Source organism: Microbacter margulisiae (genome assembly GCF_014192515.1).
GTDB classification, from domain to species: Bacteria; Bacteroidota; Bacteroidia; order Bacteroidales; family Paludibacteraceae; genus Microbacter; species Microbacter margulisiae.
In genome coordinates this window covers 580,812-596,638 of sequence record NZ_JACHYB010000002.1, presented here as the reverse complement: position 1 = coordinate 596,638, position 15,827 = coordinate 580,812, and the positions used below count along the sequence as shown (strand labels likewise).

General features: G+C 36.7%; 14 protein-coding genes. 13 read left to right on the top strand and 1 reads right to left on the bottom strand.

Annotated features, from left to right (window positions below; all coding sequences use genetic code 11):
- Positions 1 to 20 precede the first annotated feature (20 nt).
- The 13 genes from FHX64_RS11540 (at position 21) to FHX64_RS11480 (ending at position 15,080) form a co-directional block, all read left to right on the top strand.
- The gene (locus FHX64_RS11540) at positions 21 to 467 is read left to right on the top strand and encodes a response regulator (protein ID WP_183413999.1); all 447 of its coding nucleotides are present in this window, start codon (positions 21 to 23) and stop codon (positions 465 to 467) included.
- A gap of 18 nt (positions 468 to 485) precedes the next feature.
- The gene (locus FHX64_RS11535) at positions 486 to 1,940 is read left to right on the top strand and encodes a hybrid sensor histidine kinase/response regulator (RefSeq protein WP_183413998.1); all 1,455 of its coding nucleotides are present in this window, start codon (positions 486 to 488) and stop codon (positions 1,938 to 1,940) included.
- Between the two features lie 13 nt (positions 1,941 to 1,953).
- Positions 1,954 to 2,784 carry a CheR family methyltransferase gene (locus tag FHX64_RS11530; RefSeq protein WP_183413997.1) on the top strand — a complete coding sequence of 277 codons (831 nt, stop codon included), beginning with the start codon at positions 1,954 to 1,956 and terminating at the stop codon, positions 2,782 to 2,784.
- A gap of 103 nt (positions 2,785 to 2,887) precedes the next feature.
- Entirely contained in the window at positions 2,888 to 5,878 is a 2,991-nt protein-coding gene (locus tag FHX64_RS11525; RefSeq protein ID WP_183413996.1) for a hybrid sensor histidine kinase/response regulator, read from the top strand.
- Between the two features lie 65 nt (positions 5,879 to 5,943).
- On the top strand, positions 5,944 to 8,358 hold the full coding sequence (locus tag FHX64_RS11520) for a PAS domain S-box protein (protein ID WP_183413995.1): 2,415 nt from the start codon (positions 5,944 to 5,946) through the stop codon (positions 8,356 to 8,358).
- A gap of 15 nt (positions 8,359 to 8,373) precedes the next feature.
- Positions 8,374 to 9,762, top strand: coding sequence for a sigma-54-dependent transcriptional regulator (locus FHX64_RS11515; RefSeq protein ID WP_221202203.1), 1,389 nt, complete (start codon positions 8,374 to 8,376; stop codon positions 9,760 to 9,762).
- A gap of 298 nt (positions 9,763 to 10,060) precedes the next feature.
- Entirely contained in the window at positions 10,061 to 10,735 is a 675-nt protein-coding gene (locus FHX64_RS11510; RefSeq protein WP_183413993.1) for a hypothetical protein, read from the top strand.
- 203 nt (positions 10,736 to 10,938) lie between these two features.
- Positions 10,939 to 11,292, top strand: a complete 354-nt coding sequence (locus tag FHX64_RS11505) for a hypothetical protein (protein WP_183413992.1) — start codon at positions 10,939 to 10,941, stop codon at positions 11,290 to 11,292.
- A 401-nt stretch (positions 11,293 to 11,693) separates the two neighbouring features.
- Positions 11,694 to 12,149 (top strand): 50S ribosomal protein L13, encoded by a 456-nt coding sequence (gene rplM, locus FHX64_RS11500; protein ID WP_183413991.1) that lies wholly within the window; start codon positions 11,694 to 11,696, stop codon positions 12,147 to 12,149.
- 5 nt (positions 12,150 to 12,154) lie between these two features.
- The gene (gene rpsI / locus FHX64_RS11495; RefSeq protein WP_183413990.1) at positions 12,155 to 12,541 is read left to right on the top strand and encodes a 30S ribosomal protein S9; all 387 of its coding nucleotides are present in this window, start codon (positions 12,155 to 12,157) and stop codon (positions 12,539 to 12,541) included.
- A 164-nt stretch (positions 12,542 to 12,705) separates the two neighbouring features.
- Entirely contained in the window at positions 12,706 to 13,542 is an 837-nt protein-coding gene (gene rpsB, locus FHX64_RS11490) for a 30S ribosomal protein S2 (protein ID WP_183414513.1), read from the top strand.
- An 87-nt stretch (positions 13,543 to 13,629) separates the two neighbouring features.
- On the top strand, positions 13,630 to 14,448 hold the full coding sequence (gene tsf / locus FHX64_RS11485; protein WP_183413989.1) for a translation elongation factor Ts: 819 nt from the start codon (positions 13,630 to 13,632) through the stop codon (positions 14,446 to 14,448).
- A 101-nt stretch (positions 14,449 to 14,549) separates the two neighbouring features.
- Positions 14,550 to 15,080, top strand: coding sequence for a gamma carbonic anhydrase family protein (locus tag FHX64_RS11480; protein ID WP_183413988.1), 531 nt, complete (start codon positions 14,550 to 14,552; stop codon positions 15,078 to 15,080).
- Here the strand turns inward: FHX64_RS11480 and FHX64_RS11475 are convergent.
- Positions 15,073 to 15,813 (bottom strand): MlaE family ABC transporter permease, encoded by a 741-nt coding sequence (locus tag FHX64_RS11475; RefSeq protein WP_183413987.1) that lies wholly within the window; start codon positions 15,811 to 15,813, stop codon positions 15,073 to 15,075. The genes FHX64_RS11480 and FHX64_RS11475 overlap by 8 nt on opposite strands.
- Between the last annotated feature and the right edge of the window lie 14 nt (positions 15,814 to 15,827).

The window sequence follows — 15,827 nt, the reverse complement described above, 5'->3', positions numbered from 1 at the left end:
AAACAAAGGAGAATTTTTAAATGGAAAATTTATTTGTGGATATTCTTTTGGTGGAAGATAATCCCAATGACGCTGAGTTAACATTGAGAGCATTGAAGAAAAACAACATTGCGAATGATATTCATGTAGTAACCGATGGAGCCGAAGCTCTGGATTATCTTTTTGCAAAAGGGAGATACAGTGGCAGAGATAAAACAGCTACTCCAAAACTGATGATTCTTGATCTGAAACTTCCTAAAGTAGATGGATTAGAAGTGCTTCGCATTGTCAAAGCGGATGAGCAAATGAAGCATATTCCGGTTGTTATTTTGACTTCATCCAAAGAGGAAAGTGATGTTATAGCGAGTTACAAGCTTGGAGCCAATAGTTTTATAGTCAAACCTGTTGAATTTTCTAAATTTATTGATGCAGTCAAGGAATTAGGCATGTATTGGCTTTTGCTGAATGAGCCTCCGAAAACGAAGTAAAATAATAATTTAAGATGCATGGAGCCAATAATACGAGTTTTAATGGTCGAGGATAATGCGTTTGATGTAGAACTAATTAAACGAGAAATCAAAAAGAATAATATATCTTTTGTTCATCATCTGGTAGAGACTAAAGAGGATTTTATAGAAGGCCTGAATACATTCCACCCTGATATCATTCTTTCCGATTATACGCTTCCTGCCTTTAATGGCATGGAGGCATTAGCGATCCGGCAAACAATGTGCCCAGATATTCCTTTTGTTTTATGCACCGGATCAATTAATGAAGAGACTGCTGTGAATGTGATGAAGGCCGGTGCAGATGATTATATTCTGAAAGGGCACATTACCCGGATAGGGTCGGCTATGCTGACCGCGCTTCAAAATAAAGCGAATCTGCGGCTGAAAAAGCAGACGGATGAGCAATTGCGAATTTTTTCGCGTGCGGTAGAACAAAATCCAGCTTCTATTATTATTACCAATATCCAGGGTGAAATTGAATACGTAAATCAAAAATTCACTAAAATTACAGGATATAGCTTTCAGGAGGTTTTAGGAAAAAATCCACGGATTTTGAAATCAGGATTTATGCCTCCGAACCTGTATAAAGATCTTTGGCAGACCATTACCAAAGGGAAGGAATGGCATGGTGAGTTGCAAAATCGTAAAAAAAATGGACAGTTGTATGATGAATCTGTACTAATTGCTCCGATAGCTAATGATAAAGGGGAAGTTGCTCATTTTCTTGCAGTTAAAGAAGATATTACTGAAAAGAGAAAGGCTCAGGTTACATTAGAGAAAAATCAGATTCTTTTGAAGAAAGCACTTTTTGAGAGCTCTCAACTTATAGATGTGACAACCGGAGAAGTCAATTATCAAACAATGGCTGACATCATACGGGATCTTTCGGAAGCGCAATTTGTGGTATTTAATTTGTTTAATGAGAATAGCCTGGACTTTAAAACTGTAGCAATTGCGGGGATTAAGGAGGATATAACCAAAGCAATGTCTATCCTAGGCTTTGAGGTATTGAATAAAACCTGGACAAGGGATTCTATATTGGAAGAGAGGATCAAAGGAGCCGTTATTACACGGTTTGATTCTGTTATCGATATGGCTCAGCATGTAATTTCCAGAACTGCTTGCCGACTCATTGATACTGTTTTCAAAATAAATGAATTACACGTAGTTAATATTAGAAAGAATAACAAAGGCCTTGGTGCCTTTTATTTAATTTACACGCAAGATAATCTATTGAAAAATAATGAGATAGTTTCTATTTTTGCGAATCAGATTGGGTTGTATGTTGATCGAAAACGTGCCGAAGATGCATTAATTAAAAAAATGAATGAGTTGGAACGCTTTCATCGTTTGACTGTAGACAGGGAGTTGGCTATGATCGAATTAAAGAAAGAAGTGAACTCATTGCTCAAAGAATCAGGTCAAGACCCAAAATATCATATCGTTCAGTAAAATAGTTCTCATTATGGAAAATCTATCAAGATTCTTGTCTGATATATATAATGTAGATGTATTGCAATATGACGCTACATTTCTGGAAATGGCTTTAAATAAAAGGATGTTGGCTAATGGATGTGATTCGGTGATTGATTATCGGCTTTATTTGGAAAATAACCAGAACGAAGCCAGTTTGTTGATTGATTCATTGAATATTTCTTTCAGTATGTTTTTTCGGAATCCTCTTACCTATGCTTATCTTGAACAGGTACTTTTGCCCGTTTTGATGGAACGCAAGAAGAAAGAAAACAATAAAGAAATCAGAATCTGGTCTGCGGCTTGTGCAGCAGGGCAGGAAGCATATAGCGTTGCAATGCTTTGTGATGAAATTTTGACGAAAGGCAATCCACAATTATCGTATCGAATTTTTGCTACTGATAGTGATCCTGATGAAATTCAAAGAGCGCAACAAGGCGTTTATAATATTGTGGCTGTTGAAAATGTGTCTTTGAGACGTATCCAAAATTATTTTTTGAAGCAAGATGATTTCTTTTCGATTACACCAGTCATAAAGCAAATGGTAAATTTTTCTACGTTTGATTTACTGGATGAATCTCTGATAAGTCCACCTGCCAGTATTTACGGAGACTTTGATATTATTTTCTGTTGCAATTTATTGTTTTACTATAAACCAGAGTATCGTACCCGTATTCTTGAAAAGATGGAACGCAATCTTGCTCCTAACGGGTTTTTAATTACAGGAGAAACAGAACGTGAAACTCTTGTGCAACACTGTTATCAGGAAGTTTTTGTAAATTCGGCGATCTTTAATGCGAAAGGACATATAGGTTCAAAGTAAATCTTGTATATATGGTATTTTTCGATATATAAATTTCAGTAAATCAATGATATGTTAATTGTCTAACCTTTCATTCTGCTTCTAAAAATAAAATCTTCAATATATGAAATTGAAAAATATAAAGATCTCAACTCAGCTCCAACTAACTTTTGGGGTTATTTGGGTGTTTATTTTGGTGTTGGGACTGATTGCATGGAGAGATACCGATAAAATTGCACAACAAACTGTAGATATGTATAATCATCCTTTAAGTGTTAGTCGATCTTTGTCTGCACTTAGGGAAGATGTGTCTACATATCAACTTGAAGCGAAGAATAACGTATTTTATGCTTCGAAAAAAGAACAAGAAGCTGAACGCATAGCCTTTAATATTCATATAACAGATGCAGAGCAGCAGTTTACAATATTGTATAGTAGGTATTTAGGACCTAGAATTGATATTGATAATGCACACAAGTCTTTTGTCGTATGGAAGGACCTAGAGGATGATGTATGGAAACAGAAACAGATTGAAACAGGTCAGATTAATGAGTCTTTAAGTCGACTGGGGACTCATAGCGATTTAGTACAAGCCAGAGAACAACTTACCTTGTCATTGAATAAGATGGATGCATTTGCACAAAACAAGGCAGATCAGTTTCTTACCAATGCATCTGACCTGAAACGCGCATTGAATGTTCAATTAGCTGTTTTTGTAATCTGTATTTTATTGATTTCAATAGTGATTTTTTTAATTCTAAGCAAAAGTATACTTACGCCTTTACGGGAGATGAGAGATGCTACATCGCGTTTTCGTGAGGGAGATTTGAGTGCACGGAGCACTTATGTTTCGTCCAATGCGCTTGGTCGGCTTGCAGAATCTTTCAATGAATTGGCAGACACGATTGAAACAGAACTGACTTTGAATGAACGAGCTGCCCAATTAGCCGGAGTAATGCTGAGTGAGGAAGATGCTCATCAGTTTAGCCACGCATTACTTAAATCTTTAATTCAGCATACGGAAGCTATCATAGGAGCTGTTTTTCTGCTAAATAACGAAAAAACTATGTATGAGCCTTTTGAGAGCATTGGAATGAACAAAGAAACATATCACTCTTTTTCTGCATTAAACTATGAAGGTGAATTTGGTATGGTCTTAGCTACCCGTAAACTCCATCATATTAAAGGGATTCCTAAAGATAGTAAAATGACTTTTTCTACTGTCAGTGGCGATTTTATTCCTCGCGAAATTATTACTATTCCCATTATAGTAAAGAATGAAATTGCTGCTATTCTTTCGTTATCTTCTATTACACGTTTTAGCGATGGAAGTTTAAGATTGCTTGATACCGTCTTGGTTACGTTAAATGCACGCATGGAAGGGATTTTGACGTATCGTAAAGTAGTTGATTTTGCTAAACAACTTGAGATTCAGAATAATGAACTTGAATCTCAAAAGAGAGAACTAGCGGCTCAAACGTCTGAATTAACGGAACAAAATGTAGAACTGGCTATGCAGAAAAAACAACTGGGTGAAGCCAATAAGATGAAAAATAGTTTTCTGTCAAGTATGAGCCATGAGTTACGTACTCCTCTGAATTCTGTGATTGCGCTTTCAAATGTTCTCTCCCGCCGGTTGTCAGGTAAATTGTCTGATGAAGAGTATAGTTATATTGGTGTAATTGAAAGAAATGGGAAACAACTGCTTTCATTGATCAATGATATTCTCGATCTTTCCCGTATCGAAGCCGGGAGGGAGGAAATAAGGGCGCATCTGTTTAATATGAATGACTTGATTCGTGATGTAGTTGAAACTATCGAACCGCAGTCCAAACAGAAAAAACTGAAATTGATCTATATCCCGAATGAAGCACTGCCAGAGATAACAAGTGATTATGATAAATGCCGGCATATCCTTCAAAATATTGTAGCAAACGCAATAAAGTTTACCGAAAAAGGTAAGGTGGAGATTCGGGCTGACAGAATAGTTGATGCTGTACAAATTGACATTATTGATACGGGCATTGGTATTAAAGCAGAATTTTTGCCTCACATTTTTGAGGAATTCCGGCAAGCTGATGGTAGCAATTCCCGAAAGTATGGAGGAACAGGATTGGGCCTGGCCATTGCGAAGAAATATGCAAATATGCTTGGTGGACAAATTTCTGTGGAAAGCGCAGAAGGCCATGGATCTCATTTTACTTTTTCTATTCCTGTGAAACTGGGAGCTCAGGTAAAAACTGTAGATTATCAGGGGATTTCTGCGCCTGTGTATAAACCTGAAGAGATACAGCATGAATCGCAAAAAATTGATGTAACAAAGAAAACGATTCTGGTCGTTGAAGATACTGAAGCTATTGTGATTCAATTGTGTGATATTCTTGAAACAGAAGGTTATCATGTGATGGTGGCACATAACGGGCAAGAAGCATTGGAGAGAATTTCAGAACAAATGCCAGACACGATGATTCTTGATTTAATGATGCCGGAAGTAGATGGATTTGAAGTTCTAAGGCATATCCGTGAAGAAAAAATTTCAGAACATTTACCGGTTATTATATTAACTGCTAAATATGTAACGAAAGATGAACTTGCTTTCTTGACCCATAACAGTATTTTTCAATTAATCCGGAAAGGTGATATCAACAAGGCACAGTTATTGAACGCTGTGATTCAATCTATGTTGCCAGCTGATCAGGAAATATCCAATACTACAGCAACACCTCAGCAGCTCCGGATTCCGATCAATGAAAGACCAACCGTTTTAATTGTAGAGGATAATGCAGACAACATGTTAACAATAAAAGCATTGTTGGAAGACTCTTGTGTTGTAATTGAGGCTGAAGACGGCATTTCCGGTGTTGAATTAGCAAAACAGCACGTTCCTCATATAATTCTGATGGATATTGCGTTGCCGGGAATGAGCGGTATTGAAGCGCTTCATATTTTACGTAAAAATCAAAAAACGAAAAATATTCCTGTTATCGCGGTTTCAGCGAGCGCTATGAAAGGGGACAGGGAAAGCTTCCTGATAGAAGGATTTGATGATTATGTATCAAAACCTATTGACAGCCGAAGGCTGGATGAGGTAATGCACAAATGGTTGCAAATATAATTTTTGCGTTAAGAGATGAATGTTTTGAGCATTAACACCGGATATAAAATACGGTTTATAGCGTTATGGAAAAAATTCTTGCAATTGATGATAACTCAGATAATTTAATTGTTCTTCGGGCTTTATTGATAGAGTCTTTCCCTGATATGCAATTTATTAGTTGCCAGTCGGGACGAAAAGGCATCTCATTAGCTCTTGAACAACAGCCGGATGTTATTCTGCTTGATCTGATAATGCCTGAAATTGATGGGTATGAAGTTTGTCGGATTTTGAAGGAAAATGAACGAACGAGAATTATACCTGTTATTATCCTTACAGCTGCACGGACTGATAAAGAGAATCGTATTAAAGCGCTGGAAGTGGGAGCGGATGCTTTTTTGACAAAACCTCTGGATGAGTCGGAATTGATTGTGCAAATACGGGCCATGCTGCGTATTAAAGCATCTGAGGATTATAAACAGAATGAAAAAGAAAATCTTACCCGACTGGTTGCAGAGCGTACCCGTGAGCTTGAAGAAAGCCAAGTGGCAATGCTTAATTTGTTGGAGGATTTAAAGGAAGAGAATGAGTCCCGTAAAAAGATTGAGATGGCTCTCCGTGAAAGTGAGACTCATTATCGGACATTGGCTAATTCAGGCCAGGCTTTAGTATGGACATCAGGTATTGATAAAAAATGTGATTATTTTAATCAGCCCTGGCTTGATTTTACGGGTCGAGCTTTGGAGCAGGAAATTGGAGACGGCTGGGTGGCGGGCGTCCATCCGGATGATTTGCCGTACTGTCTTGATGTATATATAAACGCATTTGATAATCATGAGAAATTTAGCATGGAATATAGATTGCTCCATGTTTCCGGCGATTATCGATGGATACAGGACAATGGATCACCACGTTACAATAGTAACGGCGAATTTATTGGATACATTGGTCATTGTCTTGATATTACAGAACATAAGCTCAATGAACAAAAGATTGTTGAAAATGAGAAACTGCTAACGAATATTATAGAGAATATCCCAACCTCGTTGATTTTAAAGGATGCAAACACGTTGAGGTATCAAATGATGAATAAAGCAGGTGAACAACTTTTAGGATTAAAACGGGAACTAGCAATAGGGAAGAACGTGTATGAGATTTTTCATTTAGCTGATGCCGAATATTTGAATGCTAAAGATCAAACAGCCTTAATGACAGGGGCAGTATTAGATGATTCGGAAGCAAATCTTTTTATTCAGGGTAGAGGGAATCTTATTATACATACGATCAGAGTTCCAATTAAGAATGATCAGGGAACTATTGATTCTCTGGTGGTACTGACTGAGGATATAACAGAGAAGAAACAAATTGAAAAAGCACTGATTGAGTCAGAACAAATGTATCGCACGCTCTTGAATGCCTCCCCGGAAGGAATTGTCATTCTTGACATGCAACACAAAATTGTTGAGATGTCTGATATTGTGCTCGAAATTTTTGGAATTCCGAATAAGAACGATTTTGTAGGTGAAAATGTTTTTTCGTTTATTCCGGATAAAGAGGTCGATAAACTGACTTCTGTATTACAAAGAACACTTGAAGAGGGACGCATTCATCAGGTTGAATTTATGATGTCGCGATTTGATAAGTCATTATTTCATTGTGAACTGAGTACTACATTAATTCATGATGCAAATGGTAATCCAAAATCATATATGGCTATTTTACGCGACATCACAGAAAGAAAAGAGATAGAAAGACAATTACTGAGGACAGAACGTATGGTGAGCTTGGGGGAAATGGCATCCGCTATGGCGCATGAAATTAACCAGCCACTACTCTCGATTTCATTAAGCATTGATAATCTATTGATGAAAATGAAGCAGGCTAATGTAGTTGATGAGGCATATTTTACGAATAAGTCTACAAAAATATTTGAGGATGTTTCTAGGATCAGCAGACTTATTGATCATGTGCGAACTTTTTCTCGAGATCATGACCGGGAAAAGCCTCTACCTTTTGATATCAATGAAAGTATACGGAATGCCGTTGCTATGATTTCTGAGCAGTTTTTAAATCATGGTGTTAGGGTGACATTGGAACTGGATCAGGATATTCCTTTGGTAAGGGGCAATGTCTATCAACTTGAACAAGTCGTGCTTAATCTATTGACTAATGCAAAAGATGCAGTGGAAGAAAAAGAAAATACACAACATGATTTTGAAATGCATATAGAAGTTCGCACGTATCATGACGAACGATTTAATTATCTCGAAATTAAGGATAATGGAGTAGGTATTCATTCAAACGATATTGATCAAATAATGCTGCCTTTTTATACTACAAAAGATGTAGGAAAAGGTACAGGACTTGGACTTTCCATATCTTATGGCATTGTGAAAGAAATGGGAGGAACTATCCAAATTGAAAGTGAGTGGATGATTGGTTCCTTATTCAGAGTATGCCTTCCTTTTATGCCTATTCAGCAAGAAATGGCATGGGTTTAATGTAAAAAATTGAGTATGCTTAATGTTTTAATTCTTGATGACGAAAAGAGATTTACGGAAGAATTGGCTGAATTTTTAGAAAATTCAGGGTTTCATGCCTATGAGGCAAATAGTGTGGGGTTGGGGTTATCGATCCTGAAGAAAACGGAAATAGACCTGTTAATTCTGGATGTGCGATTGCCGGGTAGTAATGGGTTGGATATCTTGAAAGATGTAAAATCTCTTTATCCTAACATAGAAGTTATTGTGGTTTCTGGCCATGGAGATATGGATACAGTGATTCAGGCTATGCGTTTGGGCGCATTTGATTATTTGAAAAAACCTTTCCGGCATATAGATATTCGTATTTCTATTGAACGAACGCAAAAATTTCTGGCTTTACAGCGGGAGGTGAAACAATTAGAGGAAAAAAACTCTTTGATTTCAAAGAGTTTGGAAGAAAGAATTGAGCGTCATTTTATTGGGGTTAGCACCCCAATAAAGGAAATATTGGATCAGGCACTTACTGTAGCTCAATATCCGGATACCAATGTGTTAATAACGGGTGAAAGTGGCACGGGAAAGGAAAATATTGCGCGAATTATCCACTATGCCAGTGCCAGAAAAGATGCCATTTTCTGTGCAGTCAATAGTGCGTCCATAACTGAATCGTTATTGGAAAGTGAATTTTTTGGACATAAAAAAGGTTCCTTTACGGGGGCTGTTGCCGATAAAAAAGGCTTTTTTGAAATCAGTAACCATGGAACGTTGTTTTTGGACGAAATTGCTGATATGCAGATTAATCTACAAGCTAAAATGTTACGTGCAATCGAAGAGAAAAAAATTACGAGAGTTGGAGATACCCATTCCATTGATGTTGATTTTCGTATTATTTCCGCCACGAACAATCCACTTGATAAATTAGTGGAGGAACAAAAATTTCGTTTGGATCTGATGCACCGCTTAAACACATTTCATATTCATATTCCTCCATTGCGGGAAAGGCCTGAAGACATAGAATCGCTATTTTTGTTTTTTCTCGAAGATATCGCCAAGAAACTAAATAAACCTATACCCCAATTGAATGATGATGTGATAGAATTATTGCAAAAATACTCTTTCCCGGGTAATGTTCGTGAATTGAGAAATATGGTAGAACGCGCCATGATCTTAAATAAAGGGAGAAAATTATCCATCGAAGATTTTCCTATAAAAGAGAAAACAGTAGCCACGCCAGAAACCTTGTTGCCGGTTGATACGTTCAATTTAGAAACGCATGAAGCAGAATTGATACGTGCTGCACTCAAGGATGCCAATTATAATCGTGTTGCTGCAGCGAAATTGTTAGGCATTGACCGAATGGCGCTAGTACGAAAAATGCAGAAATATATGATCGAACCCGAACCACAAATTGCTCAAAAATGAGCATACTCAATGTTTTTTGAGCAGTTGATATGTTAATTAAAAAGTTATAATGGCGAATTCTTAGAGTTCGCCATTTTTTTATGTCTTTCAGTATGCTGATAATTAATGATATATGTCTTTTTTAGATAGATTGTGCAGCCTTTATTTGACCTGTGGCATGCTTTTTGTTTTGTATTATAATGAGTGAAAAATAAATGAGTTATTTGAAATATCGGGATTTGGAAATCAAAAAAGGTTTTAACCCGATTATTCAATAAATCAGCAAACTAGTTTTATGGATCTCTAAATAATATAAGTTATGAAAGCCTTGTTACTTACCTTAGTTGTTATTTTTGCGGTGGTAGTTGCTCCCGCTCAAACAATAAATAACGTTCCGAAGGAATCGGGTACTGTGATCTTTCTGAAGTCTCCTCAGGTAAAATTTCATCTGAACAGCCAGGGGCTGAATCTAAAACATTTAAATATACAATTAGCTCCTTTGAAAGTGGATGTTCCAAATGTGTTGCACAATAAGATGGAGATGCCTTCAACGCAATCTCAGTTAAGCCTCAATTCAGACATGGCATCACAGTTTAATAATCAAGATGAAGTAAAAGATGAGGCTTTTTCGTGTACATTGTCTATGTTGGTTCCTGGTTTAGGACAAATCTATAATGGGCAAATTGTGAAAGGCGTTGGCATGTTAGCTGTGTCATATGGAAGTTTGGGTATGGCTGCTGTGGCATCTTCTAAAGGAAATCATACACTCGCAACTGTTGGGTTAGCAACTGCAGCTGTTACATATGTATGGAGTTTATTTGATTCTTTTATTTCTGCAAGGTCTATCAATAATCATAGAGATTTAATTAATATAGCAGTAGATGGTAAAAATCATTTCAGTGTTGACCCTAGTTTTTCAACCTTACATGACTTACAGGGGAATGTTCTTCCGAAGTCGACTAATGCAGGTTTTTTAGTAGCATATGCTTTTTAAGATTGAATTTAATGGTTGTAAAATGCATAAATAATCACAATTAATTATTTTCCATAGGTGGAATTTTCTTCTTATATGTAATCGTTTGACTACAAATGTTCTTTTTGATCTAATACATATCCCTTTCCATATCATATTTTGGTCACATTCGCATTATTTTGAAATTAAGAGCATAATTTTGAAACGTCAGAAATGACGGAATAATGATGCGAAGTGATATTTTAATTTTAATGACTATGAAACGTTTTGTTGTAAGAAATTTATTTGCGTTGATCTTGTTCGTAGTTGCTTTGGTGGTAATTCTAGCTTTTGGAGTTAGTAAAGGTGTTTTACCGGTTTTATTGATGAGTTTAGCTGTAATTGTATTGTCATCATCTCTTGTAAGATTCCTCAAGTTGACAAAAGGACAAACATTTGATCCTGTAATCAATTTTGATGAACAACGTATTGAGTGTAAACAAACAGGTAAGATATTATATCAATTTACGACAGGCGAATGGGCAAATTTGTCGTTAGATGAAAAATTTGATATGATTCGTTGGTTTAAATTTGCATGATTTTTTTTGAATGTGGAGGGTTAATGAAGCTATATAAATAGGTGTTTAGTTCAGGCAAACAACAAGAGCATCTTTGTACTCAAAGATGCTCTTGTTGTTTTTTTTGTCAATTAGAGAAAGGTGGTCTCTGTATAATTCTGGACTATATAGACGAGTTCCTTTTTTGAGTAAGAAAAATGCATGAAAACTTTTGTACTTGAAAAATTTAGCGTACTTTTGCAGTCCGATTTATTGTCCAGTAGAGTAAGATAATGGGTAAATCTTTAATAGCAACGATGAAAGCGGATTAGCCTACGTTTTTATTATTGAGTTATTAAGTGAAATGCCGAAGAGTTTAATTAATCATTGTGCCTATTTCCCCGAGTGGTGACGGAGCGAGGTAGGGTTAACAAATTATTCGTATGAATACGTTAAGTTATAAAACCATTTCTGCAAATAAGGCAACTGTGCAAAAAGAATGGGTGGTCGTTGATGCCACTGATATGGTGTTGGGACGCATGGGTTCTAAAGTTGCTAAACTTTTGCGAGGCAAATATAAGCCTAATTTTACTCCACACGTTGATTGTGGCGATAATGTGATTATTATTAATGCTGAGAAAGTTCGATTAACAGGTAATAAATGGACTGATCGTGTCTATTTGAGTTATACAGGATATCCTGGAGGGCAACGTGATATCACACCTGCCCGTTTGATGGAAAAAAGTCCTGAAAAACTGATTATGAAGGTAGTTAAGGGAATGTTGCCTAAGAATCGTTTAGGCGCTCAACTCTTACGTAATTTACATGTGTATGCCGGTCCTGAACACCCTCATGAAGCTCAACAACCCAAAGTCATTGATTTAAACATACTTAAATAAGTAATATGGAACTTATACATGCTATAGGAAGAAGAAAAGCTGCTGTTGCCCGTGTTTTTGTAGCTCAGGGAAATGGCTCTATTATCATCAATAAAAAAGATCTTTCTGTTTATTTTCCTTCAACCATTTTGCAGTATGTTGTAAAGCAACCGTTGAACAAATTAGGTGTTGCTGAAAAATACGACATTCGTGTTAATCTTGTTGGAGGCGGATTCAAAGGGCAAGCTGAAGCTTTACGTTTGGCTATTGCAAGAGCACTGGTAAAAATAAATGCTGAAGACAAACATGCTCTCAAATCAGAAGGATTTCTAACTCGTGATTCACGCGAAGTGGAACGTAAAAAACCAGGTCGCCCAAAAGCCCGTAAACGCTTCCAGTTCAGCAAACGTTAATTGAATCTTTTTGCTGATTTACATGATAAGTGCAAATCTCATAAAAATGATTTCTTTATTGACACGAGCAAAGACCAAGTTTAGTATCTAAATTGATAAGACTTCACTTCTGAACTACCTATCAATTGATTTCATGGAATGTAAACTTAATTAAAACAATACAGATGCCAACAACAAATTTTGAAGATTTATTAGAAGCTGGTTGCCATTTTGGTCACCTGAAACGTAAATGGAATCCTGCAATGGCTCCATATATTTTTATGGAAAGTAACGGGATTCATATCATTGATTTGCATAAAACAGCAGTTAAAATTGATGAAGCTGCAGCAGCAATGCGTCAAATTGCTAAAACAGGCAAAAAGATTTTATTTGTTGCAACTAAAAAACAAGCTAAAGAAGTAGTTGCTGAAAAAGCATCTTTAGTTGGAATGCCTTACGTGACAGAACGGTGGCCTGGTGGTATGTTGACCAATTTCCCGACAATTCGGAAAGCTATTAAGAAAATGACTACCATAGATAAGATGTCGAACGATGGTACATTTTCGAATTTATCGAAACGCGAACGTTTACAAATCACACGACAACGCGCTAAATTGGAAAAGAACCTTGGAAGTATTGTTGACCTGGTTCGTATGCCGGCTGCACTGTTTGTTGTGGATGTGATGAAAGAACAAATTGCTGTAAACGAAGCAAAACGATTGGGAATACCTGTGTTTGCTATTGTTGATACCAATTCTAATCCCAATAATATTGATTTTGTGATCCCAGCAAATGACGATGCAACAAAATCAATTTCCATTATTTTAGATGCTTTAGTTGCTGCTATTCAGGAAGGTCAAGAAGAATTGAAGGCTGTTAAGATGGAAGCAGAAAATAGCGAAGAACCACAAATACATGAAAAACGTGTACGTGGAGCTAAAAAACCTCGCGTTCATAAAGAAGATGAGGTAGCATTAAATGCTAATATTGCAGATAAGTATCTAAAAGATTCAGAGTTGTAATTTATGTTATTATTGAAATGTAAGCCTTTTTGAATAGAGGACAGCATTCAATATATTATTTATCAAATCATTAAAAGAAAAATAGTTATGGCTGTAACAATGGCAGATATCTCAAAATTGCGGACTATGACCGGTGCCGGCATGATGGATTGCAAGAATGCTTTGACTGAATCAAATGGAGATTTTGACAAAGCAATTGAAATCATTCGCAAGAAGGGACAAGCTGTAGCTGCAAAACGCAGTGACCGTGAAGCATCTGAAGGCTGTGTTTTAGCCGGAAACAATGGCAATTTTGCTGCTGTATTAGCATTGAAGTGTGAAACTGATTTTGTTGCCAAAAATGCTGATTTTATTGCTTTAACCCAGTCGATTCTTGATGAAGCTCTTGCTAAACAACCTGCTTCCAAAGAAGAATTATTAGCTATGGCAAAAGATGGGCGTACGGTGGCTGAATTAATTACTGACCGGTCAGGAATTACGGGTGAGAAAATGGAACTCGACCGTTATGATTTTGTCAAGGGAGAAAGTACAATTTTTTACATACATCCGGGGAACAAGTTGGCAACTATTGTTGCTTTTGCTGAGACTTCGGTTGAATATCAGGTTGCTCGCGATGTAGCCATGCAAGTTGCTGCAATGAATCCTGTGTCTTTAGATCGAAATTCAGTGCCGGTTGAAATTGTAGAAAAAGAATTGGAGATTGGTCGTGATAAAGCTCGTCAGGAGGGGAAACCTGAAGCTATGTTGGATAAAATTGCACAAGGTCGTTTGAATAAATTTTATCAGGAGTTTACTCTTGTAGAGCAAGAGTTTATCAAGGATAATAAGATGACAATAGCGCAATATGTGAAGCAACACAATGCAACTCCAATTGCCTTCAAACGTATTACATTAAATCAGGAATAATCGATTCTGATTTTCAATATAAAAACAGCCGATTAGTTTTTTAATCGGCTGTTTGTTTTTATAATCTAAAGAAGTATCGTATCTGTATCCATTAATTCATTATGGCTATTATTAAAAGCGTGAGAGGATTTACTCCTCAAATTGGAAAAAATTGTTTTATTGCTGATAATGCAGTAATTATCGGTGATGTAGTGATAGGTGATAATTGCAGTGTCTGGTTTGGCGCTGTTATTCGTGGTGATGTGAATTCTATTCGGATTGGTAACCATGTTAATATTCAGGATGGAGCTGTTTTACATACTCTTTATCAAAAATCAACAATAACACTTGGTGATTATGTTTCTGTAGGACATAATGTTACGATTCATGGTGCTACAGTATATGATTATGCTTTAATTGGAATGGGGGCAACTGTACTTGATTATGCAGAAGTAGGTGAGGGGGCGATTGTCGCTGCTAATGCATTAGTGTTGAGTAAAACAAAAATTGAACCTAATACCATTTGGGCAGGTGTTCCTGCCAAGTTTGTTAAGGAAATGGATAAAGAGCAATCTGTTGAAATCAATCAACGCATTGCTCACAATTATTCCATGTATGCCAGCTGGTATACTGAAGATGAGCAACTTAAGTAAGCATTACTTCAGTCAAAATTACATCAAATAAAAGGATTAATACACTGCTATTCACAACAGCAGTTGTACTGGCATTCCCTACGTTTAAAGCTCCTCCTTTTGTAAAATAACCGTAATAAGACGAAACTGAAGCTATAATAAAGGCAAAGACGGCTGATTTAATCAATGAGTAGGTCACATAAAATGGAGTAAAGTCATATTGAATGCCATAGATAAAGTTAGATGTCGTGATGATATTCGAGAATACGCCTACGGCATCACCTCCTACTACTCCAAGGAACATGCTGAAAACTACTAAGATAGGCATTAAAATTACTAAGGCTGCTATTTTCGGCAGTACCAGGTAATTGGCGGAATTGATGCCTATGACATCGAGTGCATCAATCTGTTCAGAGATGCGCATACTCCCAATTTCAGAGGAAATATTGGAGCCTATTTTCCCTGCCAAAAGTAAGCAAAGTACAGTTGAAGAAAATTCTAGGATCAAAGTGTCGCGGGTGAGCAATCCGGTTGTGTAGCGAGGCATCAGTGGGTTTGTCGTATTGTGTTGTGCCTGAATAGTAATGATGGCCCCGATGAAAGTAGATATAATGATTACAATCCCAATAGATCGGTAACCCAACTTTTCAAATTCCAAAAGCAATTGTTTATAAAACATGCGCCATTGGTCAGGCACAGAAAATACTCGCTTTAAGAATAAAAAATAGCGACCTACTGCAATAAAAACTTTCATTGATTCTTCTTTTT